General features: G+C 33.7%; 25 protein-coding genes, 1 tRNA gene and 1 riboswitch. Of the genes, 22 read left to right on the top strand and 4 right to left on the bottom strand.

Going from position 1 to position 22,760, the window contains the following annotated elements; all coding sequences use genetic code 11:
* The first annotated feature begins 42 nt into the window (after positions 1–42).
* Genes B5D15_RS02730 through B5D15_RS02715 form a run of 4 tightly spaced genes read left to right on the top strand, consistent with a single transcriptional unit; the run spans position 43 to position 1,677 of the window.
* A complete protein-coding gene (locus tag B5D15_RS02730) occupies positions 43–291 on the top strand; it encodes a Y-family DNA polymerase (RefSeq protein WP_143287174.1) in 249 nt (82 codons plus the stop codon).
* Entirely contained in the window at positions 288–365 is a 78-nt protein-coding gene (locus B5D15_RS15850; protein ID WP_078695632.1) for a hypothetical protein, read from the top strand. Before B5D15_RS02730 ends, B5D15_RS15850 begins: the two co-directional genes overlap by 4 nt.
* The gene (locus tag B5D15_RS02720; protein WP_078695570.1) at positions 362–1,441 is read left to right on the top strand and encodes a Y-family DNA polymerase; all 1,080 of its coding nucleotides are present in this window, start codon (positions 362–364) and stop codon (positions 1,439–1,441) included. The genes B5D15_RS15850 and B5D15_RS02720 overlap by 4 nt, the downstream gene beginning before the upstream one ends.
* Positions 1,438–1,677: a hypothetical protein gene (locus B5D15_RS02715; protein ID WP_078695569.1), complete on the top strand. Its 240-nt coding sequence runs from the start codon at positions 1,438–1,440 to the stop codon at positions 1,675–1,677. Before B5D15_RS02720 ends, B5D15_RS02715 begins: the two co-directional genes overlap by 4 nt.
* A 61-nt stretch (positions 1,678–1,738) precedes the next feature.
* Here B5D15_RS02715 and speE read toward each other — a convergent pair whose 3' ends face one another.
* Entirely contained in the window at positions 1,739–2,566 is an 828-nt protein-coding gene (gene speE, locus B5D15_RS02710) for a polyamine aminopropyltransferase (RefSeq protein ID WP_078695568.1), read from the bottom strand.
* A gap of 254 nt (positions 2,567–2,820) precedes the next feature.
* A riboswitch (yybP-ykoY riboswitch) is annotated at positions 2,821–2,965 on the top strand.
* A gap of 28 nt (positions 2,966–2,993) precedes the next feature.
* Between speE and B5D15_RS02705 the strand changes: the two genes are divergently transcribed.
* From B5D15_RS02705 to B5D15_RS02660, 12 genes are all read left to right on the top strand, one after another.
* A complete protein-coding gene (locus B5D15_RS02705; protein WP_078695567.1) occupies positions 2,994–3,683 on the top strand; it encodes a TMEM165/GDT1 family protein in 690 nt (229 codons plus the stop codon).
* 141 nt (positions 3,684–3,824) lie between these two features.
* On the top strand, positions 3,825–4,160 hold the full coding sequence (spoIIAA, locus tag B5D15_RS02700; protein WP_078695566.1) for an anti-sigma F factor antagonist: 336 nt from the start codon (positions 3,825–3,827) through the stop codon (positions 4,158–4,160).
* A 12-nt stretch (positions 4,161–4,172) separates the two neighbouring features.
* Positions 4,173–4,598: an anti-sigma F factor gene (gene spoIIAB / locus B5D15_RS02695; protein WP_078695565.1), complete on the top strand. Its 426-nt coding sequence runs from the start codon at positions 4,173–4,175 to the stop codon at positions 4,596–4,598.
* Positions 4,599–4,614: 16 nt separating this feature from the next.
* Positions 4,615–5,370, top strand: coding sequence for an RNA polymerase sporulation sigma factor SigF (gene sigF, locus B5D15_RS02690; protein WP_078695564.1), 756 nt, complete (start codon positions 4,615–4,617; stop codon positions 5,368–5,370).
* 79 nt (positions 5,371–5,449) lie between these two features.
* The gene (locus B5D15_RS15360; protein WP_179122169.1) at positions 5,450–5,593 is read left to right on the top strand and encodes a hypothetical protein; all 144 of its coding nucleotides are present in this window, start codon (positions 5,450–5,452) and stop codon (positions 5,591–5,593) included.
* A gap of 4 nt (positions 5,594–5,597) precedes the next feature.
* Positions 5,598–6,062: a stage V sporulation protein AC gene (spoVAC, locus tag B5D15_RS15355; protein WP_179122168.1), complete on the top strand. Its 465-nt coding sequence runs from the start codon at positions 5,598–5,600 to the stop codon at positions 6,060–6,062.
* Positions 6,063–6,071: 9 nt separating this feature from the next.
* Positions 6,072–7,088: a stage V sporulation protein AD gene (gene spoVAD, locus B5D15_RS02685; RefSeq protein WP_179122167.1), complete on the top strand. Its 1,017-nt coding sequence runs from the start codon at positions 6,072–6,074 to the stop codon at positions 7,086–7,088.
* 2 nt (positions 7,089–7,090) lie between these two features.
* A complete protein-coding gene (spoVAE, locus tag B5D15_RS02680) occupies positions 7,091–7,447 on the top strand; it encodes a stage V sporulation protein AE (protein WP_078695563.1) in 357 nt (118 codons plus the stop codon).
* 10 nt (positions 7,448–7,457) lie between these two features.
* On the top strand, positions 7,458–8,027 hold the full coding sequence (gene spoVAEA / locus B5D15_RS02675) for a stage V sporulation protein SpoVABEA (RefSeq protein WP_278305444.1): 570 nt from the start codon (positions 7,458–7,460) through the stop codon (positions 8,025–8,027).
* Positions 8,028–8,184: 157 nt separating this feature from the next.
* Complete coding sequence (locus tag B5D15_RS02670) at positions 8,185–8,628, top strand: MarR family winged helix-turn-helix transcriptional regulator (RefSeq protein WP_078695561.1); 444 nt, start codon at positions 8,185–8,187, stop codon at positions 8,626–8,628.
* Positions 8,629–8,655: 27 nt separating this feature from the next.
* Positions 8,656–10,383, top strand: coding sequence for an ABC transporter ATP-binding protein (locus tag B5D15_RS02665; RefSeq protein WP_078695560.1), 1,728 nt, complete (start codon positions 8,656–8,658; stop codon positions 10,381–10,383).
* A 1,442-nt stretch (positions 10,384–11,825) separates the two neighbouring features.
* Positions 11,826–13,688, top strand: coding sequence for an ABC transporter ATP-binding protein (locus B5D15_RS02660; protein WP_242948680.1), 1,863 nt, complete (start codon positions 11,826–11,828; stop codon positions 13,686–13,688).
* 160 nt (positions 13,689–13,848) lie between these two features.
* Here the strand turns inward: B5D15_RS02660 and B5D15_RS02655 are convergent, their stop codons facing one another.
* Positions 13,849–16,173 (bottom strand): transglycosylase domain-containing protein, encoded by a 2,325-nt coding sequence (locus B5D15_RS02655; protein ID WP_078695559.1) that lies wholly within the window; start codon positions 16,171–16,173, stop codon positions 13,849–13,851.
* Between the two features lie 172 nt (positions 16,174–16,345).
* On the opposite strand from B5D15_RS02655, the gene yunB reads away from it, so the two are divergent.
* Positions 16,346–17,023 (top strand): sporulation protein YunB, encoded by a 678-nt coding sequence (gene yunB, locus B5D15_RS02650; RefSeq protein ID WP_078695558.1) that lies wholly within the window; start codon positions 16,346–16,348, stop codon positions 17,021–17,023.
* A gap of 58 nt (positions 17,024–17,081) precedes the next feature.
* Here the strand turns inward: yunB and hpt are convergent, their stop codons facing one another.
* The gene (gene hpt, locus B5D15_RS02645; RefSeq protein WP_078695630.1) at positions 17,082–17,609 is read right to left on the bottom strand and encodes a hypoxanthine phosphoribosyltransferase; all 528 of its coding nucleotides are present in this window, start codon (positions 17,607–17,609) and stop codon (positions 17,082–17,084) included.
* 136 nt (positions 17,610–17,745) lie between these two features.
* On the opposite strand from hpt, the gene hflX reads away from it, so the two are divergent.
* Complete coding sequence (gene hflX, locus B5D15_RS02640) at positions 17,746–19,557, top strand: GTPase HflX (RefSeq protein ID WP_078695557.1); 1,812 nt, start codon at positions 17,746–17,748, stop codon at positions 19,555–19,557.
* A 211-nt stretch (positions 19,558–19,768) separates the two neighbouring features.
* Positions 19,769–19,844, top strand: a tRNA-Gln gene (locus tag B5D15_RS02635).
* Between the two features lie 41 nt (positions 19,845–19,885).
* On the opposite strand, the gene B5D15_RS02630 is transcribed toward B5D15_RS02635, so the two are convergent.
* Positions 19,886–20,923, bottom strand: coding sequence for an alkaline phosphatase family protein (locus B5D15_RS02630; protein ID WP_078695556.1), 1,038 nt, complete (start codon positions 20,921–20,923; stop codon positions 19,886–19,888).
* Between the two features lie 135 nt (positions 20,924–21,058).
* On the opposite strand from B5D15_RS02630, the gene B5D15_RS02625 reads away from it, so the two are divergent.
* The 3 genes from B5D15_RS02625 to B5D15_RS02615 all read left to right on the top strand — a co-directional run bounded on the left by B5D15_RS02625 (position 21,059) and on the right by B5D15_RS02615 (position 22,757).
* Positions 21,059–21,727 (top strand): beta/alpha barrel domain-containing protein, encoded by a 669-nt coding sequence (locus tag B5D15_RS02625; RefSeq protein ID WP_078695555.1) that lies wholly within the window; start codon positions 21,059–21,061, stop codon positions 21,725–21,727.
* Between the two features lie 97 nt (positions 21,728–21,824).
* The gene (gene rd / locus B5D15_RS02620; protein WP_078695554.1) at positions 21,825–21,983 is read left to right on the top strand and encodes a rubredoxin; all 159 of its coding nucleotides are present in this window, start codon (positions 21,825–21,827) and stop codon (positions 21,981–21,983) included.
* 114 nt (positions 21,984–22,097) lie between these two features.
* The gene (locus tag B5D15_RS02615) at positions 22,098–22,757 is read left to right on the top strand and encodes a hypothetical protein (RefSeq protein WP_078695553.1); all 660 of its coding nucleotides are present in this window, start codon (positions 22,098–22,100) and stop codon (positions 22,755–22,757) included.
* Positions 22,758–22,760: the final 3 nt, after the last annotated feature.

The following is a 22,760-nucleotide window of genomic DNA, read 5'->3' as shown; positions in this document are numbered from 1 at the left end:
TAGTATAATATATTATACGAACTAATGTTCGGAGGGATAAATATGAGGACAATACTACATGTGGATTTAAATGCTTTTTATGCCTCTGTGGAGCAGGCTAATGATTTAAATCTTGCAGGGCTTCCTGTTGCGGTTGCAGGAGATAAAGAAAAAAGAAACGGTATAATACTTACAGCATCCTATGAGGCAAGGGCCTTTGGAGTTAAAACTGCAATGACCATAGGAGATGCTAAAAAGTTATGTCCTAATCTTATATTTATAAAACCTGATATGGAGTTAAAACTGCAATGACCATAGGAGATGCTAAAAAGTTATGTCCTAATCTTATATTTATAAAACCTCACATGGAGTTAAAACTGCAATGACCATAGGAGATGCTAAAAAGTTATGTCCTAATCTTATATTTATAAAACCTCATTTTAAGGAGTACATGAAATATTCAATTAAGGTTATGGATATACTGAAAAGTTTCAGCCCAGATGTTGAAATCTTTAGCATAGATGAGGCGTGGGTGGATGTTACTGGGTGCGAGAGACTCTTTGGAAGCGGGGTTGAAATAGCGGATAAAATAAGATATAGAATTAGAAAGGAGCTCAATATTACAGCAAGCGTCGGGGTTTCCTACTGCAAGCTTATGGCAAAGATGGCCTCAGATTTAAAAAAACCCGATGCTACAAGCGTAATAAACAGGGAGGATGTACCTAAAATAGTATGGCCACTTCCAGCTGAGGATTTAATAGGCGTTGGCAGAAAGATGAAGGTAAAGCTTAATGAAATGGGGATATTTACAATAGGAGATATTGCAAATACTCCTTTAAAGGTTTTAGAGCAAAGATTCGGCAAGATGGGAAGGTACCTTTGGCATTTTTCAAATGGTATAGATAATTCAAAGGTATCATCTGCAGAGGATAAAGCTAAGGGAATAGGTAATTCTATTACAACTCCGAGGGATGTAAAAACCTATGGAGAGGCTGGTGAAGTTTTAATGGCTCTTTGCGAAAGCGTAGGAAAAAGGTTAAGGGATAATGGTCTTGAAGGCAATGTTATTGAAATAATGATAAGGACAAAGGAATTCATCTCCTTTGTAAGGCAGAGAAAAATATATAATTATACAGATACTGCCTTTGAAATACATAATGAAGCAGTAAAACTTCTTCGTGAAAATTGGAATGAAGATATACCCTTAAGGCTTCTTGGAGTCAGGGTAACAGGGCTTAGACCATCGGAGGGTTTTAAACAGATGAGTTTTTTTGAGGAGGAAAAGAGAATCAAAAATGAAAGGATTGAAAGGTGCATGGATATTATAAGGGAAAAATACGGATATAACTCTGTATACAGAGCTTCTCTTATGGTAAACGAAGTTAAGAGCCTTATAAATATAGTCAGCGATGATGAATGGAAACCTATGAATCCCTTTAATAAAGGAGGCGGCAATCTTTGAAGATGATAAGGGAAGCTGTTGATACTATGGTGCTTTTTGAAAGAGCTTCAGTAAACCCTATTGTTATAAACTGCAGCAAAGGTACATTAAGAATAAATAAGGTCATAAAAGTATGGAAGGAGAGAAGAAACCTTAGAGAATGCTTTATATATCTTTGCCAGATAGAAGGCAGGGAAAACCCTGCTGAACTTAGGTGGGATATTGAGAGCAACAGATGGTTTATAGAAAAGCTATAAAATTATTTAGATAAAACATCTCCCCCAATAAGCATATATTGCCTATTGAGGGAGATATTTTTTATTTTATAACCTCTTCAACATACTTTGGAAGAACGAAGCATGCTCTGTGAAGCTCAGGTGTATAATATTTTGTATCAAGATGAGGTATCTTTGAAGTATCAGCCTGTGAAGGATCGTATTTCTTAGAGCCTACAGTAAAGCTCCAGTATCCTCCAGGGTATGTAGGAATAGCTGCCATAAAAAGCTTTGTTACTGGGAATATTGATTTTGCATCATTAAATACTTTTCTTACAGTATCTGGAAGAAAGAAAGGCGTTTCAGTTTGAGCTATGAATATACCATCTTCAGTTAATGCTTCAAATATGTCCTTATAAAAGTTTCCTCCAAAAAGACCTTCTGCAATGCTGAAAGGATCCGTTGAGTCAACTATTATTACATCGAATTCGTTTTTGTGTTCCTTAACATATTTAATTCCATCTCCAACGAATACTTCGCAGCGCTTATCATCGAGGGCACAGCTTATTTCAGGAAGATATTTTTTACATTCTGTAATTACATCTTCATCTATTTCGCATAAAACTGCCTTTTCAACGGAAGGATGCTTTAAAATTTCTCTTATTGCACCTCCGTCTCCTCCTCCAACAACTAATACCTTCTTTGGATTTGGATGTGTAAAAAGAGGAATATGAGTAATCATTTCGTGATATACGAATTCATCCTTTATAGTTGTCTGAACTATTCCATCAAGTACGAGCATTTTTCCAAAGGCTTCTGTATCAACAATTGCTAAATCCTGATATTTTGTTTTCTTTCTTACTAATGTTTCTTTTATTTTATAGGTCATTGCTGCGTTTTCAATCTGCATTTCCCTAAGCCACATCTCCATAAATTATCTCTCCTTTCAAAGTCTCCGTAATTTACATATTGCATTTTATCATTAAAAATTAAATAATACAATAATAATATTTATATTAGGAATAGGAAATAATAAATAACTATTCTCAAGCTTTTAAACTCTAAATTTAGATTATAAAATAAATAAATTTACAATTTAAATTTTGATACCAAATCTTTAATGTCTTAATATTTGATATTGACATATAATAATATAGATGGTATTCTAATTTTGAATTTGATTTGTTGAGCGTTAAGGGGGAGTAGCTGCCCTTTGGGGTGGTAAAGTCAACATACTGGCATATTTGCCTGGCTTTACCTGATTATGTCAAGTGAGACCTTTAACACAGTGGGTTCCATTGTGTTAAAGGTCTTTTGTTTTACAAAAATTTGTTGCTAATAAAAGGAGGCTTTTAATTATGGCATTATTAAAAACTTTTTTGCTTGTACTTATTGCCGAGATAGGAGATAAGACACAGCTTATGTGCATGGCCTTTGCAAGCAGATATAAGGTAAGGGATGTTGCAATAGGGGTTGGAATTGCTATATTTTTATTAAATGGTCTTGCAGTGGCACTTGGAAGTTATTTGGGAGCTTTAATTCCATTTAACTATATAAAGATAGCAGCAGCATTATGCTTTATAGGCTTTGGACTGTGGACTATAAAAGGCGGCGATGAGGATGAAGAGGAAGAGGTTGAAAAAAAGACAAACTTAGGTCCTGTTATTACAATAGGAGCCACCTTCTTTATTGCAGAGCTTGGAGATAAGACTCAGCTCATGACGTTAACCCTTGCGGCAAACTTTAAACAGCCGCTGCTGGTGCTTTTAGGTTCAGTATTAGGTATGGCTGTTGCAGACAGCCTTGGAATTATAGGAGCTGCTTATCTTAAAAAATATGTCCCTGATGAATTTATGAAATGGGGAACAGCGATAATATTTTTTGTATTTGGTATAATTACTCTTTATGAGGCAGTTCCTGAAAACTATCAAAGAATACAGTATGTTATCCTGATTTTGGCAATTTTGGCGTTGATTATTTATTTTGTTGGCATTAAATATGGTAAGAAAGAGAAGATAGATGAAGATGTAAAAATAAAAAAAGATTGATGTATAAAAAATAAAAATTATGGGCACAATACTAATTGGTATTTGTGCTTTTTAAATTTTTTTGCTAAATTATGTGCATATATGAAGGAAAATATTACAATTTATAGAATATATAACTTATTATGGAATGGGGGGATGTTAATGCTTTTAAAGTTTAGTAAAAGAGGCAACACGCTTATCGTATCTATGTGTGGAGAACTTGATCATCATTCAGCAGAAAATGTAAGAGCGAAAATCGATAACAAGATAGATGAATTTGGAATCAAAAACCTTATTTTTGACTTTTCAGATGTGAATTTTATGGACAGTTCAGGAATAGGGGTTGTTATAGGAAGGTATAAAAAAATTACAGAGTATGGAGGAAGAGTTGGAATAGTAAGCCTTAAACCTAATATTAAAAGGGTTTTTGAATTAGGGGGACTTTTTAAAATTATAAAAGAATATAAAAACATTGAAGAAGCCATTGAAAGCTTTTAGGGGGGATGAATAATGTATCATAACGAAATGAAGATTGAATTTCCAAGCAAATCGCAGAATGAAGCTTTTGCAAGGGTTGTTGTTGCTGCCTTTGCTTCGCAGCTTGACCCAACGATTGAGGAGCTGTCTGATGTAAAAACTGCAGTCTCAGAGGCTGTTACAAATGCTATAATACATGGTTATGAAAATTCTTCAGGTACTGTTACTATAAAGTGCAGCATCGATGGAAATAAACTTACGGTTGAGGTAATAGACTTTGGAAAGGGAATTGAGGATGTAGAGCTTGCAAGGCAGCCTCTTTATACTTCAAGACCTGAACTTGAAAGATCTGGTATGGGGTTTACTGTTATGGAAACTTTTATGGATACTCTTGAGGTGGAATCACAGATAGGAAAAGGAACAAGAGTTATTATGACCAAGAGCTTCAAATCTGTATAATCTGGGGGAATATAATATGAAAAAGGCTGAACCAGATTATAATAGAATACCAAACCAGGATGAAGTAATAGAACTTGTAAAAAAAAGTCAGCAGGGAGACAGGGAAGCTCAAGACAGGCTTGTAAGAGCTAATGTAGGATTGGTTTCTGTTATAGTTAAAAAGTTTTTAAACAGAGGATATGAATATGAAGATTTGTTTCAAATAGGATGCATTGGACTTGTTAAAGCAATAAGAAATTTCAACAGCGATTTTAATGTTAAATTTTCAACCTATGCAGTTCCTATGATTATGGGAGAGATAAAAAGGTTTATAAGGGATGACGGTATTATAAAGGTAAGCAGAAATATGAAGGAAACTGCAAAAAAGGTTAAAATAGCAAAGGAAAAACTTGTTAAAGAGTATGGCAGAGAGGTTACAATAGAAGAGATTTCAAAGGAACTTAGTATAACATCAGAGGATATTGTTCTAAGCCTTGAAAGTTTGAATGCACCTGAATATCTATATGATACTATTCATCAGGATGACGGTTCTCCTGTTCTTTTAATAGATAAAATCAGCGAAGAGAAGGACTATGGATCTGATGTCACAGATAAAGTTGCTCTAAAGGAGATTATAAATTCCCTGGAGCCTAAGGCAAGGCAGGTAATAATCTTAAGATATTTTAAAGATATGACTCAAAGTGAGATTGCACAGATACTTGGTATTTCACAGGTGCAGGTTTCGAGGATTGAGAAAAAGGTTCTTGATTATATGAGAAAGACAATGACATAGAAAACCACAGCTAAAAGCTGTGGTTTTTTGTATTAAATATGAATTTTTAAGGAAAAATATATATAGTGGAGGTGGTTTTGTGTTTTACAAAATTAAGAGGCAGGATATTTTAAATTTAAAACAGCAGGAAGATAAGGATATAAGATATGATTATGGTAAGGTAAGAGTGGATGTATCATCAGGTCTAATAGGAGAAAATGAGAAAATAAAGGATAGCAGGTGATTGCATGGAAAAAAAATTAGAAAAGCAGCTTAGTGAAGAATTCAAAAACATGGTTGATAAAAATAACCCACAGTCTTCTATAATAAAGGATTGTATTTTTGCCTTTGTTATAGGAGGTCTTATATGTGATGTGGGACAATTTTTTATGAATATGTTTTTATCTTTGGGAGTTCCTCAAGAAAACGTAGGATATTATGTAGCAACTGTAATGGTATTTCTTGGGGCATTTTTAACCGGTTTAGGTATATATGATAATGTAGCAAAGTATGCTGGTGCAGGTACTATAGTTCCTATAACGGGCTTTGCTAATTCTATCGTATCCCCTGCGATGGAATTTAAAAGGGAAGGATATATTTTAGGAGTAGGGGCAAGGATGTTTATAATTGCAGGTCCTGTTCTTGTATATGGAATTTCTTCCTCTGTAATAGTTGGAATAATATATTATTTTATAAAGTATTTTGCAAAGTGAGGCGAGAGTGTGGCAGTAAAAAAAATAGGAACCCAGACAATAAAACTTAAAAATCCTCCATCTATCTTAGAAACAGCTACAATTACAGGTTCAAAGGAAGGAGAAGGTCCCTTAGGCCAGTATTTTGATGTAATTTTAAGCGATGATTTATATGGAGAGGAATCCTGGGAAAAGGCTGAGAGCAAGATGACAAGAGAAGCAGTAAAACTTGCAATAAATAAGGCAAATCTTCACCCTGATAATATAGATTATATGTTTTCAGGAGACCTTTTAAATCAAATTATTTCTTCAAGTTTTGCAGCAAGAGAACTTCAGATACCTTTCTTTGGACTTTATGGTGCTTGCTCTACAATGACAGAATCTTTAAGTTTATCTTCTATGATAATAGACGGGGGTTATGCTGATTATGTAATAGCTGCTACTTCCAGTCATTTTGCATCGGCTGAAAGACAATACAGATTCCCACTCGAATATGGAGGGCAAAGGCCGCCTACTTCTCAGTGGACAGTAACAGGTGCAGGAGCTGCTCTTCTTTCCTCATCAGGAAATGGACCTTATATAACCTATGTAACAACAGGAAGAGTTATGGATTTTGGAGTAAAGGATGCAAATAATATGGGGGCAGCTATGGCTCCAGCAGCTGCAGATACTATACTTAGACATTTTAAGGATACAGGATTTAACCCTAATGATTATGATATTATAATTACTGGAGATCTTGGCAAAGTCGGTAAGGAGCTTGCAGTTGAGCTTGTAAAAAAAGGAGGATATGACATTTCAAATATATATACGGATTGCGGAGTAGAGATATTTGACCTTTCAGAGCAGGATGTACATTCTGGTGCAAGCGGATGCGGATGTTCAGCTGTGGTGTTTTGTGGCTATTTATATAAACAGCTGAAAGCAGGAAGGTTTAAAAGAATACTTTTAATTTCAACCGGTGCACTCTTAAGTCCTACAAGCAGCCAGCAGGGTGAATCGATTCCTGGAATAGCACATGCAGTAGCTATAGAGAGGAGCGTGTAAATGTGGATTATATAAGAGCTTTTATTGTAGGAGGCTTGATTTGTGTCATAGGTCAGATACTTATGGACAAGACAAAGCTAACTCCTGCAAGAATCCTTGTTTCCTTTGTAACACTTGGTGTTATACTTGGAGCCCTTGGAATTTATGAGCCTTTAGTTAAATACGGAAAAGCAGGAGCTACTGTCCCTCTTCCAGGTTTTGGATACTCCCTTGCTAAAGGAGCCTTTAAAGGAGTTGATGAGTATGGGCTTATAGGGGCTTTTACCGGTGGAGTTACAGGAACTGCAGCAGGGATTGCAGCTGCAGTGTTCTTCGGATATTTAATGGCTATTATTTTTAGTCCAAAAATGAAGAAATAGGAGTATTATCATGAAAAGAAAAGTTATATTAGTTACTGACGGAGATTTATGTGCTCAAAGGGCAGTTGAAATAGCTGCACATAATATTAGAGGAAGATGCATTTCAAGGTCAGCAGGAAATCCTACGCTTTTAACGGGTAAAGAGATAGTTGATTATGTTAAAGAGGCAAAGTATGACCCTGTTGTTGTAATGGTTGATGATAGGGGAAATACCCATAAGGGCAGCGGGGAAGAAGCTATGGAATACATTTTGAATTGTGAAGATGTTGAAGTATTAGGAGTGATTGCAGTAGCATCAAATACGAATAATGTTACGGGGATAAAAGTAGACTATTCTATAGATAGAGAGGGGAACGTAACTAAAAACGCTGTCGATAAAAACGGCATTGAGAAAAAAGATAAAATTGTAAAAGGAGACACTGTTGATGTACTTAATAAAGTCAGGGCCCCTTTGATAATAGGTATTGGAGATATAGGGAAAATGGATGGATGCGATGATACTGATATTGGGGCTCCTATAATTACGAAAGCTATGGAGATGATATTGGAGAAGAGTGAAAATAGGGATTTAGATAAATGAGAAGAATTTTAGGGATACATTAAAGCTTATTTATAAAGAAGTTTTTAATGTATCCCTATTTTGGTGTTGACAGTTAGACGACTAAATGATATTCTAAAAATGTTTAGATGACTAAATAATTTATTGAAGATTATATTTCATGGAGGGAGGTATTTGAATGGATTTTTGTAATTCTGATAGTCTATATTATGTTTTTGGCCAAATTATAAGGCTTCACTTTCAATGTCTGCATAATATGCTTGATAAGTATGGGATGTATCCTGGACAGCCGCCTTTGTTATTTGCATTATACCACAGGGATGGCCAAAGTCAAAAGGAGCTTGCAATGAAACTTAATATAAAACCTGCAACTATTACAGTAATGCTGAGGAGGATGGAAAAGACCGGCCTTTTATTAAGAAAGCAGGATGAAGAGGATCAGAGAATATCGAGAGTATACATTACCGAAAAGGGGAGAGAAATATGCAAAGAATTAAAGCAAGTAATGATTGAACTAAATGATGAATGTTTTAAAAATTTTACAGAGGAAGAAAAGGATGCACTTTATAAGCTTCTAATAAAGATGCAAAATAACCTTATTAATGTTAGAGATTATAAATAGAAAATAAATTATCAGGAGATGATGGCAGTGTTAAAACTATACAGGTTTTTAAAACCCTATACAGCAATGATAATAGGCGTATTTTTATTTGTTACATTACAGACCTTAGGAGATCTTTATCTTCCAACGCTTATGGGGGACATAATAAATAAAGGAGTTATGCAGGGAGATACAAAAAAGATACTTCAAATAGGAGGCTTAATGCTATTAGTTGCAGGAGCAGGAGTTGTATGCTCAGTTATGGCAAGTCTCTTATCATCAAAAGTAGCTACAGGACTTGGAACTATTTTAAGAAGCAGAATATTTAATAGGATTGAGAGCTATTCGTTAAATGAATTTGACAAATTTGGAACAGCAACATTAATTACAAGAACAACAAACGATGTTACACAGATTCAAACTGTTACTATTATGATAATGAGGCTGATGATAAGCGCTCCTATTACTGCAGTTGGCGGAACGATTTTGGCATATAGAAAAGACAGACCATTAACCCTTGTTTTAGCAGTTGCAATACCTGTTCTTGCTGGGGTTGTAGCTATAATTGCATCAAGAATGATACCTCTTTTTAAGGTAGTACAGCTAAAAATTGACAGAATAAATCTTGTTTTGCGTGAAAAGCTTACAGGAGTCAGGGTTATTAGAGCTTTTAATACTGATGAGCGTGAAAGAAAACGCTTTAATGATGCTAACGTTGATTTGACTGGAAATTATATTAAAGTTAATAGAATAATGGCATTTATGATGCCTTCGATAATGCTTATAATGAACCTGACATCACTATCTATTCTTTGGTTTGGAGGAATTAGAATAAGTGAAGGCAATATGGATTTAGGTGCACTAAGTTCTTTTACTCAATATGCTATGCAGATTATGATATCGATGCTGATGCTTGCTATGATGTTTATAATGGTTCCACGTGCACAGGCAGCAGCAGTAAGAATAAATGAAGTCCTTGATACTAAGCCTGAGATAGTAGATGCCGAAAGAACAAAGGACTCCTTTGAAGGTAAAGGCTATGTAGAATTTAGGGATGTTACTTTTAGCTATCATGGAGCTGAAGAACCTGCACTTAAGAATATATCTTTTTTAGCAAAGCCAGGTGAAGTTACTGCTATTATAGGAAGCACGGGTGCAGGAAAATCAACATTAATAAATTTAATTCCAAGATTTTATGATGTAGACAGTGGGAGTGTACTTATAGATGGTGTTGATGTCAGGGAAATTCCACAGGAAGTTTTAAGAAAAAAGATAGGTCTTGTACCACAAAAAGCGGTTCTGTTCTCAGGAACAATTGCTGAAAATATAAGAGTTGGTAATAAAGATGCAAGTGAGGATGAAATAAAACATGCTGCAAAGGTTGCACAGGCTTTCGAATTTATAGAAAATATGGATGGCGGGTTTGACCATGAAATATCAGAGGGGGGTACTAATGTATCCGGCGGACAAAAACAGAGACTTTCTATCGCAAGGGCAATAGTCAGGAAGCCTGAAATATATATTTTTGATGATAGCTTTTCGGCCCTCGACTTTAAAACCGATGCAAAATTAAGAGCAGCTCTTAAAAATGAAACAGCAGAATCAACAGTTATTATTGTTGCACAAAGGGTAAGTACTATTATGGATGCAGATAGAATTATAGTATTAGATGAAGGAAGAATAGTTGGAATGGGAACTCACAGTGAATTAATGAAAGAATGTGGTGTTTACCGTGAAATAGTATTTTCACAGCTTTCAGAGGAGGAGATAGCATGAGCGCAGATAGAGGAAGGGAAAGCAGGCCTATGGGAGGAAGAAGAGGGGGCCCCATGGGTGGATTTGGAAGACCAGTTGAAAAACCAAAGAATTTTAAAGGAACATTTAAAAGACTTTTAAGATATCTAAAGCCTCATAGAATCAATTTAATTATTGTTTTAATTTTTGCTGTTTTAAGTACTTCCTTTTCAATAGCAACTCCTAAAATTTCAAGCAAAGCATTAAATAAACTTCAGGATGCTTATATGGCCCGCAAAATGATATCAGAAATATCAAAGGGACAGGATGAGGCAGTAAGCCAGCTTAAAAACAAAATGGGAGATGTTCAAAAGGAAGCTGTAGATAATATAAAAGATAAGATGGGTGAGGCACAAAATAAGGCTGTAGAGCAGATAATAAATAACATGGCAAATGCTCAGGTAGCTGCAGTTGATGAGATTTATAAAAATATGGCCATTCAGATTCATAATGGCGTAGTTGCAGGACAAAATGCTGCTGTAAATCAAATAACTGCTCAAATGGGTGTTGTACAAAAAAACTTAGTAAATCAAATTAAAGAGCAAATGGCTCAAATTCAAAAGATGCCTCAGGGAATGCAAATGCCTTCTATGGATACAAAAACAATTGAAGCTATGCAAAGCTTATTAAAGCTTCCGCTTATTGACTCAATCAGCGATAGGGAAGAAAAGATAAAAACAACTATAAAGTTTATAGATATACTTTATAGTATGCCTGAAAATAAAAATATGGATAAAAAATCCTTAGAAACAGCAAAAGAGATTTTAAGCCTTCCGCTGCTTGAAAATGTTAAAAACCCAAAGGAAAAAATAGATATAATTAAAAAGTTTATGAGCCTTTCAAATAGTATGCCTAAGACAAATAAAACGCAGGAAAGCCTAATGCAGCTTGATAAAGAGACTATGGATAAAGCCCTATTAAAAATTTATCAGATAAAGAATTTTAATGTTGCATCAAGTTCGAGCTCAAATAAGAAAATGGATAAAATGACAATGGATTCTGTCAATAAATTATTAAAGCTTCCAATGATAAAGGATTTAAAGGATGAAAAGTTAAAAAAGAAAACATTAGTTGAGCTTATTGATATATTTAAAGATATGCCTGATATGTCAAATTCAAGCATGAACTTTAGCTCGTCAGATATGCAGAATATAAAAGAGCTTATTTTATTACCTGAAATAAGCAAAATAGAGGATGAAAAACAAAAAACAGAAACGGTAATTAAATTAATAGATATATTTGAGAAAATGCCTAATATGAATACGGATAGCAATAACAACAAGTCAAATGAGATGATGGACTTAGAGCAGCTTAAGAATATTAAAGAATTACTTTATCTTCCAATGTTAAACACAATAACAGATTCTGAAGAAAAAACGAAAGTTTTAAACAATATGCTTGATATATTTGGCAAGATGCCGGATATGAATAGTACTAATAGCAGCAGTACAAATAATAAATTTGATACCGACAGCATAAAGGCTGTTCAAGAGTTTATTTCGCTGCCGAAGCTGTCTTCTATAAAGGATGCAAATGAGAAGGCTGAGGTTTGTAAAAAGGTTTTAGATTTAGGAAAGAAAATGCAGGGCTCAATGGAAAATGCTCCAAACAATCCTAAGAACAATGTAAAGTTTACTGATGAGCAAATCAATTCAGTTATTAACGCTATAAGGCAGACCAATGGAGAATATGACTTTAATTATATAGGGAAAATTGCATTAATATTAATAGCCCTTTATATATTAAGCTCTCTTTTCAGTTTGACTATGGGACTTGTAATGTCGGGGGTTGCACAAAAAACTGTAAGGGATTTAAGAAGAGAAGTTGATGAAAAGCTCTCAAGACTTCCTCTAAAATATTTTGATTCCCATCAGCATGGGGATATATTAAGCCGTGTTACTAATGATGTTGATACTATTGCAACAACACTTCAGCAAAGTTTAACTCAAATAATTACATCGGTAATAACAATAATAGGTTATATTATAATGATGCTTACAATAAGCCATTCTTTAACTTTAATTGTATTAGCTACAATGCCATTATATATTATAGCAACAACTTTTATAGCTAAAAAATCTCAAAGATATTTTGCTGCTCAGCAAAAGGAAATTGGGGAACTTAGCGGACATGTAGAAGAAATGTATACAGGGCATAAAATAGTAAAAGCTTTTGGTAAGGAAAAGGATTCTATAGAGAAGTTTGAAGCTATAAATAGCAGATTAATGAATGTAGGCTGGAGAGCACAGTTTGTATCTGGTATAATGTTTCCGCTTATGAATTTTATAAGCAACTTAGGATATGTAGGTATTTGTATTGTTGGTGGTATATGGATTACAAGAAGTCTGCTCGGTATAGGTGATATAATAGCTTTTATACAATACTCAAGATCTTTCACTATGCCGATTATTCAAACTGCTAATATAGCAAATATAATTCAATCTACAATTGCCTGTGCTGAACGTGTATTTGAGATATTAGATGAAGAAGAGGAAGTCCCTGATAGTAAGAATGCAGTTGTACTTGATAATCCTAAGGGAGAAGTTAAATTTGAGGATGTATCTTTTAGATACAAAGAGGATGTACCTTTAATTGAGGATATGAATTTAAAAGTAAAACCAGGTGATACAATTGCAATTGTAGGACCAACAGGAGCTGGTAAAACTACTCTTGTTAATCTATTGATGCGTTTTTATGAAATTAATTCAGGCAGAATATCTATAGATGGAGTAAATATAAAAGATATTAAGCGAAGCGAACTTAGGAAGATGTTTGGAATGGTTCTTCAAGATACATGGCTTTTTAATGGAACTATTAAAGACAACATAGGCTATGGAAAAGAAGGAGCATCTATGGATGAAATCATACAGGCAGCAAAGGCAGCCCATGCGGATCATTTTATAAGAACTCTGCCGCAAGGCTATGATACTGTTCTTAATGAAGAGGCAACAAATATATCACAGGGGCAAAAGCAGCTTTTAACTATTGCAAGGGCAATACTTGCAGATCCTAAGATTTTAATACTTGATGAAGCTACAAGCAGCGTTGATACAAGAACAGAGGTATTGATTCAAAAGGCCATGGCTAATCTTATGGAGGGAAGAACAAGTTTTGTTATAGCTCATAGACTTTCAACAATAAAAGATGCAAAGCTTATACTGGTTATGAATAATGGAAGTATAATAGAAATGGGCAATCACAAAGAACTTCTTGCAAAAGGCGGATTTTATGCTGAGCTTTATAACAGCCAGTTTACTAAAGGAAATATTGAAGAAGAGGCAGTATAACTGAATGTGAGATAATTAATATCAAAAATAAGAACTGCTGAATTAATATTTTTAATACTAATTCAGCAGTTCTTTACTTATCACTTTCAAAGGTATGTATTTTTAAGTTCTTTATGAAAAGAGACTGGTCACCAATACCTAATGGCCAGTCTCTTTAAAATTATGGTGTTGCAATAGGTGTTCCATCTGAATTTTCTTCAATATTTGTACTGAATTCTGATGGAAGTACATACGCATCATCTAGGAGAGGAGCGCGTGCAGGAGTAGTTCTTTTTATAAATACTTTCTTTTGTATATATTCCGCTGGAGTATCTTCAGTTGCAAGTTTACCAGTTCTTATATCGATATCAGCTGTTGTATGAATTTCGCATAATTCAACAGGCTGAGTACCATCTATAAATAATTCGCTTCTAATCCTTGAACCTCTTTGATCCTGTGCGCATATATCTGTTGGCGCATTTCCTGAATCTATACATATTTCACTTCTTACAATTTCAGATGGTGCTTGAAAATCAACTATAGGAAGGTCTTTATGGACTTGTCTCATTATATCTCCCCACAGCCTTGCAGAAAGAGCACTTGTAAGACCACCTACCTTAACCTTTGGCTGATCGTGTCCCATCCAAACTGCTCCTGAATAATATGGTGTAAATCCGCAAAACCAAGCATTTGTATAATCGCTTGCAGTACCAGTTTTACCTGCTGCAGGCATTGAGCCAAGGTTTGCTGATGTAGCAGTTCCTCCGCTGACAACCCCTTTGAGCATATCGGTCATTATATAAGCTGCTTGTGGTGATAGGGATTTTGACTGCTCTGAAGTTTTTTCAAGCACTGTATCTCCGTTTCTATCAGTAACCTTAGTATACATTATTGGCTGAGAGTAAATTCCCTGATTTCCAAATACTCCATAGGCTGCTGCCATCTCAAATGGGGTAACCCCTTCAGTCATACCTCCAAGGGCAAGTGCTGCTGTATTTTTATCATCTTTTTTAATAGTTGTTATATGGAATTTATTTTGCAGATAATCTATTGATGTATTTACTCCAACTTGAAGCTGAAGCTTTACAGCTACAAGGTTTATGGAATGCTTTATTGCATCTCTGATAGTTACATAACCTCTAAACTTGCCATCTGCATTTTTAGGATCCCACCCTTTATTAGCTTTGACAAAATCTAAAGGCATAGGAGAATCTTCTATTACAGTTCCAGCTGTTGCAATTTTTGAATCTATAGCAGGTCCATAAACTGCGAGAGGCTTTATTGAGGATCCTGGCTGCCTCGGAACCTCTGTAGCTCTATTTAGTGACATAAGATCATGAGTACCTCTTCCGCCAACAATTGCTCTAACTTGGCCAGTTTTATAATCAAATATTACTGCAGCAGCTTGAGGCTGAATTATTGCTTTTGATTTTCCATCAGCTGAATAATTAAGCAAATCTTTTTGAAGTCTAAGACCTTTGTAATATTTATCATTATCTATAACTGACTGAGCGGCATCCTGTATTTTAGGATCAATAGTTAAATATAAATTATATCCTCCGGTTCTAAGCCTTTGTTTTGCTTCGCTTTCAGTCATGTTGTATTTTTCTGCAAAATCCTTTGCTATCTGCTCTATTGCAGGTTCTATAAACCACTGATATTTCATTGACATTGCTTCTTGCTTGCTTTGGAATGTAAGCTTATAATTTATTGCTGAGTCATATTCTTCCTTTGAAATAAATCCAAGCTCGAGCATCTTTGAGAGAACAGTTTTCTGTCTGTCTAATAAATCCTTAGGATTTTCAAGATTTTTCTTGCTGTAGGGATTATACTTTGAAGGGTTTTTTGTGATTCCTGCAAGCAGAGCACATTCAGGAAGATTGAGCTGGCTTACATCTTTACCAAAGTAAAGAAGTGATGCTGCCTGTACACCCCAAGTATTATTTCCAAGCAGGATTGTATTAAGGTAAGCTTCAAGTATCTGGTCTTTGCTTAGCTGTCTTTCAAGCTGAATTGCAAGATAGGCCTCCTGAAGTTTACGTGTAAAATTCTTTTCTGGGGATAGTGCATAGTTTTTTATAAGCTGCTGTGTTATAGTTGATGCACCCTGAGCCTTTGACATAGTCTTGATGTCGTACCATAGTGCACCGAATATTCTTTTTATATCGACTCCATGATGAACATAGAATCTTTCATCTTCGATTGCAACGAAGGCTAACTGAAGATTTTTCGGTATCTGCTTTAAAGGCACTATGTTTCTGTTTTCGCTTCCGGAGAAATCTTCAATATAGTTTCCATTCATATCATATATTTTACTGCTCTGTTTTAAATTGCTTATAATGTCAGTATTAATTGCAGGTGCTGACTTTACTACTGCAACAACAGCACCTATTCCAGCTGCTCCAATCAGTAAAAACAGTATTAATATAGTAACTAATATTTTCTTACCTATTCCGGTGCTTTTCTTTTTTTGCTTTTTTCTTCTTCTATTATTTTCTTGTTCCATAATTGACCTCCTTTTCAGTATAAGCAGTAAATTTAAGGTCTTAAAACTTTCATTAATACATTATATCATATTTTAAGAGTAATAAAAAATTCTTTTAAGATAGAGTACTTTATAAAAAATAATGTAACAAAATTTATTTAAAGGCATAGAATAATAAGAAGGGGGGATTTTGATGACCAAATCCTTCAAAAACAGAAAGATTAAAAGCGGAGTTATACTGCTTTTTATATTTATATTTATTTTATTTATATTTTATAAGCTTGACAGGGAGTTAAAACCGGTTATGATGGCTCTTTGTGATGCTGAGGCGAGAATAATTGCAACGGAAACAATAAATGGTACTATACGAGAGGAATTTGGAAATAAGATATCCTATGATGATATAATGAACATTAAAACCGATAAGGACGGCAATATAGTTATGATACAGGCTAATACAGTTGAGCTTAACAGGATAGGCTCAGATATTGCTTTATCAGTACAAAATAGAATACAAAGCATAGGTGCAAGGGGAGTTAAAATTCCCCTTGGGCTTTTAGCTAAAAATGACTTGTTTGCATATTACGGTCCTAAAATTACATTTAAAATGCAGCCTGTAGGTTCTGTTGTTACAAGTTATCGTTCAGAGTTTCAGGCAGCTGGTATAAACCAGACAAGACATATTGTATATCTCGATGTTAAATCAACGATTCAAGTAGTAATACCTCTTGCAAGGAATATGGTAACTGTAACATCTAATATTCCTATTGCTGAAAGCATAATAGTCGGGAAGGTTCCGAATACCTATGCTAATATAGATGGAGTAAAATCAGATGGAATTACAAATCAATATACATCTCCAAACAAATAAATATTTTAATTAAAAGCCAGCAATACTGCTTTTTCTTCAGTATTACTGGCTTTTAGTTTTATTTTTCTTCCCAGTTGAATATATAAGGCTTGTTCCTATAATAGTCGCCGTAGTTAAGACCATATCCTACTACAAAAACATCAGGTATTGTAAAACATTTATAATCTGGAGAAATATCAACCTTTCTTCTTTCTGGCTTATCCAAAAGAACGCAGCACTTTATGCTGTTTGGGTTATATTTTTGAAGGTATTCCTTTACAAATTTCATAGTAATTCCTGTGTCGACAATATCATCGACAATTAAAACGTCGTATCCTTCTATATTATCAGCAACATCCTGTACAACTTTAACGCATCCTGATGATGTTTCATTATGACCATAGCTTGATGTTGCCATAAATCCAACCATGACAGGGATATCGATTTTTCTTATTAAATCAGCTGTAAAAATGAAGCTTCCACGGAGCAGTGATAATATATAAAGCTTCTTTCCCTTATAATCATTGGATATTACTTTTGCAATTTCACCTATTTTTTCTGATATTTCTTCAGCGGATATAAGTATGTTTTCTTTTTTTCCTTCCATTATAATTTCTACTCCCTCCATATAACCTTCGTTTAGAATTAGAATAAGATATCGATAGAAGTTTGTCAATAAGTATGAATAGGATTTTAGATTTTTACATCTTATTGTATAATATAAATGCACAGGAGGTGTTTTAATGATAAGAGGCAATTTAGAAGGTGTTAAAAAAATATATATTGAAGAACTTGAAAATCTTTATGAAGTGGAATGTGATAAAAACCTGCTTGTATCTTCAGAGATATTGGATATAATCTGCAGGATATCGTCAAAGATAAATAGAGAGATATCTTTATATATAAATAGAAGAGGCAGGATAATAGATATAGGAATAGGTGACAGCTTTACGGTAAGCCTTGAAGCGATGTCAGAAAAGAGAAACGAAAATACTCTTTCAGGAATAAGATGTATTCATACTCATCCATCTGGAGAAGCTTATCTTTCATCTGTAGATGTAACTGCACTTATAAATATGAAATTCGATTGTATGGCAGCGGTTAATATTAAGGATGAGAAACCCTATGAGTTTTCCTTTGGTTACTTAAAGATTGAAGATGGTAAAATAAATGATGAAGTTTTAATTGAAGGAGTTTATCCTGTAAGCAAAATAAGAAATGTGGATTTTATGGATATGATTCAAAGTTTAGAGAAAAATATTTATGATAAAATCCATGTCGTAGGTGAGAACAAGAGAGAAAGATCTATACTTGTCGGCATGGCAAGCAGCGATTTATATACTCCAGAAGAATCTTTAAATGAACTTGAGGAACTTGCAGATACTGCAGGTTCAGAGGTTGTATATAAAGTAATTCAAAACAGGGGTAAAATAGATACAGCCTATTATATAGGAAGCGGTAAGGCAAGAGAGATAGCACTTTTAAGACAAAGTCTTATGGCTGATACTGTTATATTTGATGATGAACTCAGCGGTGCACAGGTTAGAAATCTTGAGGAGATTATAGGTTGTAAGGTCATAGATAGAACTACTTTAATACTTGATATTTTTGCACAAAGGGCTGTTTCAAGGGAAGGGAAAATACAGGTAGAGCTTGCACAGCTTAAGTACAGACTTCCGAGACTTATTGGTCTTGGAGGTGTTTTGTCAAGAACAGGGGGAGGGATAGGTACAAGAGGTCCTGGAGAGAAGAAGCTTGAAATAGACAGAAGACATATTAAAAACAGAATATATGATCTTGAAAAGGAACTTGAAGATATTAAAAAGAATAGAAATCTTCAAAGAGAGAGAAGGAAATCAAATGAAATACCTGTTGTGTCCTTTGCGGGATATACTAATGCAGGTAAATCCACTCTAAGAAACAAGCTCTGTGAAATTTCAGGCATTGATAAAGAAAAAGTTCTTGAGGCAGATATGCTTTTTGCAACTCTTGATACTACAACAAGGCTTGTAAAGCTTCCATCAGGGAAAGATGTTCTTTTATCCGATACTGTAGGATTTATTCGAAAACTTCCACATGAACTTATTGAGGCTTTTAAATCAACTCTTGAGGAAGTAATCTACAGTGATGTGATAGTTCATGTTGTTGATGCTTCAAATAAAAATGCACAGGCACAGATTGAAACTGTAAATTCGGTTTTAAAGGAAATAGGAGCAGGGGATAAAAAAATAATACTTGCCTTCAATAAGGTTGACATAGCCGATGATGAAAATATTTCGGTTTTAAGGAGCAAGTACAGCGATGGAGTTGAGATATCCGCACTAAAGGAAATAAATCTTGATGTTCTTATGCAGAAGATTGAAAATGAAGTTTATAAAGAGTTTATTGAAGCAAAGCTGTTTATTCCTTATAGTGATACAAAGATAATATCATATCTTCATGATAATAAATGTGTTGAAAAGGAAGAATATAAAGAGGATGGAATATATGTAGATATTAGAACTACTAAGGATATTTTGGGAAGAGTTAAAGATTATGAGATAGAAATACATTAATATAATAAATTATGATTTAAGCCCATAATGCTGTATAGATAGTTTTTTATCCTATGAAGCAATGATTTTCCAAAGGTTCTTGATATTTGTCTTAACAGTATTAGGGGCTCTATCATAATAAGAATAAATCTATTTTTATAGTTTAATTAAAAAAGTGCTTGACTATAATTAAAAGAGTATATATAATAATAAATGTTCGAGATAATATTGATGCCGAGTCGCCAAGTGGTAAGGCACCTGACTCTGGATCAGGTATTCCGTGGGTTCGAGTCCTACCTCGGCAGCCATAAAAAAAGACGGTAATAAAACCGTCTTTTTTTAACTTTTTTTAAGAATTTAAAATCTTTATTACGATTATAAAATATGAAAAATAAATTACTGTATAAATTGAAATTATTACATATGTTATAATGGACGTAAGATTAAAAAAACTTTTAAAGTTTTTTATGCCATAAAAAGTAAATAAGCTTCTTATTTCGGATATATTGTTTTTGTTTTGAAAGAGGGATTCTCCTGTCATATAGATAGTTTTTGAGATTCCGAGAAAATCACAAATAGTAGGTGCAATATCTATTTGGCTGATAATATTTTTATTATCTTTTAAATTTAGATTTTTAATGTTATTGCTAATTATTATGAATGGAGTATTAATGCACTCGCTGCATCCATCCCCATGCCCGCTTTCATCTCTATGACCATGATCAGATGTTATTAAAAGAGTGTAACCATCATTTTTTATAGTATCCCAAGTTTTTTCTATATTTTTATCAACGTTTTTTACTGAATTAATATATCCAGAAGATTTAGCACCATATCTATGCCCAGCGTTATCAACCTCCATAGGGTGGATAACAATAAATTCAGGTTTGTATTTTTTTACAAATTCTTCTGCCTTTTTAAATACTAAACTATCATTATAAAAATATAAATATTTATAATCTATTAAAAAGGGATAGAGCTCTTCGAACCAGTAAAAGGCGCTGCATGATGTTTTAAGTCCTTTATTTTTACAAAGGGAAAATATATTTGGAATTAAAGATAGTATTCTATTATTGTTGCTATGTATACCGTTTATTTCAGTTTCACTTCCCGTTAAAATTCTTTCGTATCCAGGTCTTGAATAGGAAGGTACGCCTGATATTGATTTATATAATACAGCGCTGTCATTTTGAATGTGCCAAGAAATATATTCCATATATGGAACATAATCGTATCTTAATCCGTCAACAATAATAAGGCATACTTTATTGTTTGTGGTTTGAGGTGTAGTTTTTAAATCATATATGCATCCCTCATAGTTAAAAATAGAAGAAGATAAAATAAAAAGATATAAGATAAAATACATAGAATATAGTTTGGCTGCCATATAATCATCTCCATTTATAATATCTGCAAATGTATATAAAATATGAGGTTATGGTTTGAAAGAGAATTTCAATAAAAAGATTAAAAATCTTTAATTTAAAAATAAGCTGATATATAATTATTTTGGAGGGATAATATGAATAATAAATATATACCTGAAATAAAGGGTTCGCTTAGAAGCCATATGATTGAACTGCCTCTTGCTATAAGAGAAGCAAGTGGAATACTTATATTTGGAAAAAGAATAAAATCTCTCGTTTTTACAACGGATGTTGCAATAATAAGGAATACTAATGCTGATGCGGTAATTGCTGTATATCCTTTTACTCCGCAGCCTGTTATAACCCATTCAATTATGATTGCTGCAGATGTTCCGGTATTTTGCGGTGTTGGAGGAGGAATAACTACTGGCAAAAGAGTAGTTAATCTTGCTCTCGATGCGGAATTTCAAGGTGCGATTGGCGTTGTAGTAAACGCACCAACTTTAAATGAAACCATAAGGGAGATGAAGGAAACAATAGATATACCTATAGTAGTTACAGTTGTTTCTGAAAATGAAGATTTTAAGGCAAGAATTGAAGCAGGAGCTTCTATTTTTAATGTTTCAGGTGCTCAAAATACTCCTAAAATAGTTAGAAAAATAAGAGAGCAGTTTCCCGAGGTTCCTATAATTGCAACAGGAGGTACGACAGAGGAAAGTATAAGGGAGACGATTAAAGCAGGAGCTAATGCTATTTCCTTTACACCTCCAACCACAGGTGATATATTTAAGGGTATTATGGAAAGATACAGAAAGACATTTTAAAATCTATTGATTAATTTACAGTTTTGGTATAAAATTAATTAAATTTAGAAAATTAATAAAAAGAAAAATGACCAGTATAAAAATGGAGGTAGATAAGATGGATAAGTATGTTTGCACAGCCTGTGGATATGTCTATGATCCTGAGGTAGGAGACATAGACAGTGGTATTGCACCAGGTACAAAATTTGAGGATATTCCTGATGATTGGGTTTGTCCAGTATGCGGAGTAGACAAATCAGCTTTTGAAAAGATGTAATTTTTTATAAGAAGTACCTTTGATAAAGTGTACTTCTTTTTTTTATGATAGATGTATGAAAAAAATAAGAATTGAATATATTATCTATATAAATAATATAGATTGAGGATTAATATGAAGAGAAAAATAGTAATTTTTGCAGCATTATTTATTATTATTTTTTCTGTTCCAGCCTATGCTCATAAACCTATATTTGAGGGAAAAGATTTAATTTTTTCAAATCCAGCAGTTGTACCAGATTATCAGATTTCTTATGCAGTTTATGGAGAGCTAAAAACAAAAGAAGATGTTGATTTTGTTAAGTTTAGTGCAAAGGAAAAGGATACTTTTTATGTGGAGATGACAATTCCTGTTATAAAGGGAAATGAAGACTTTAAGCCTTATATTGCAATAATAGGTGAAGGCATAAAGGAAAAAGCAGATTTACCTTTTAAAATACCCCAAAGCTATGGAGCGATTGTTCTACCTCCGGGACCTCAAAATTATTTTTATGAAAAATTTACTCAAACAGCTTATTATAGAGCACAGAGCATAAGAGGGGAAATCCCAAAAAGCGGAGATTATTATGTAGCAGTATACTCCTATGATAGAGGAGGAAAGTATGCGCTTTCAATAGGAGAAAAGGAAAAAATTGGATTGATTGATATTATAACTTTTCCCTATATTTATTTAAAGGTAAAATATTTCTTTAATCCATTAAAGACAGTACTGATTACAGGTATAGTTATAATAATTCTAATCGTTATCATAAAGCTTATTAAAAAGAGGAGATGAAAA

Source organism: Caloramator quimbayensis (genome assembly GCF_900167605.1).
GTDB classification, from domain to species: Bacteria; Bacillota; Clostridia; order Clostridiales; family Caloramatoraceae; genus Caloramator_B; species Caloramator_B quimbayensis.
This window is presented reverse-complemented; position numbering and strand designations above follow the sequence as displayed.

Bases quoted from the DNA above. Each gene is read 5' to 3' on its own strand.
- spoVAC (WP_179122168.1), top strand. From the start codon at position 5,598: ATGGAAAAAAAATTAGAAAAGCAGCTTAGTGAAGAATTCAAAAACATG.
- B5D15_RS02615 (WP_078695553.1), top strand. From the start codon at position 22,098: ATGAAGAGAAAAATAGTAATTTTTGCAGCATTATTTATTATTATTTTT.
- speE (WP_078695568.1), bottom strand. From the start codon at position 2,566: ATGGAGATGTGGCTTAGGGAAATGCAGATTGAAAACGCAGCAATGACC.
- B5D15_RS02720 (WP_078695570.1), top strand. From the start codon at position 362: ATGACCATAGGAGATGCTAAAAAGTTATGTCCTAATCTTATATTTATA.
- spoVAEA (WP_278305444.1), top strand. From the start codon at position 7,458: ATGAAAAGAAAAGTTATATTAGTTACTGACGGAGATTTATGTGCTCAA.
- B5D15_RS02660 (WP_242948680.1), top strand. From the start codon at position 11,826: ATGAATAGTACTAATAGCAGCAGTACAAATAATAAATTTGATACCGAC.
- B5D15_RS02705 (WP_078695567.1), top strand. From the start codon at position 2,994: ATGGCATTATTAAAAACTTTTTTGCTTGTACTTATTGCCGAGATAGGA.
- B5D15_RS02625 (WP_078695555.1), top strand. From the start codon at position 21,059: ATGAATAATAAATATATACCTGAAATAAAGGGTTCGCTTAGAAGCCAT.
- yunB (WP_078695558.1), top strand. From the start codon at position 16,346: ATGACCAAATCCTTCAAAAACAGAAAGATTAAAAGCGGAGTTATACTG.
- B5D15_RS02655 (WP_078695559.1), bottom strand. From the start codon at position 16,173: ATGGAACAAGAAAATAATAGAAGAAGAAAAAAGCAAAAAAAGAAAAGC.
- B5D15_RS15850 (WP_078695632.1), top strand. From the start codon at position 288: ATGACCATAGGAGATGCTAAAAAGTTATGTCCTAATCTTATATTTATA.
- hflX (WP_078695557.1), top strand. From the start codon at position 17,746: ATGATAAGAGGCAATTTAGAAGGTGTTAAAAAAATATATATTGAAGAA.
- B5D15_RS02670 (WP_078695561.1), top strand. From the start codon at position 8,185: ATGGATTTTTGTAATTCTGATAGTCTATATTATGTTTTTGGCCAAATT.
- sigF (WP_078695564.1), top strand. From the start codon at position 4,615: ATGAAAAAGGCTGAACCAGATTATAATAGAATACCAAACCAGGATGAA.
- hpt (WP_078695630.1), bottom strand. From the start codon at position 17,609: ATGGAAGGAAAAAAAGAAAACATACTTATATCCGCTGAAGAAATATCA.
- rd (WP_078695554.1), top strand. From the start codon at position 21,825: ATGGATAAGTATGTTTGCACAGCCTGTGGATATGTCTATGATCCTGAG.
- spoIIAA (WP_078695566.1), top strand. From the start codon at position 3,825: ATGCTTTTAAAGTTTAGTAAAAGAGGCAACACGCTTATCGTATCTATG.
- B5D15_RS02730 (WP_143287174.1), top strand. From the start codon at position 43: ATGAGGACAATACTACATGTGGATTTAAATGCTTTTTATGCCTCTGTG.
- spoIIAB (WP_078695565.1), top strand. From the start codon at position 4,173: ATGTATCATAACGAAATGAAGATTGAATTTCCAAGCAAATCGCAGAAT.
- B5D15_RS02630 (WP_078695556.1), bottom strand. From the start codon at position 20,923: ATGGCAGCCAAACTATATTCTATGTATTTTATCTTATATCTTTTTATT.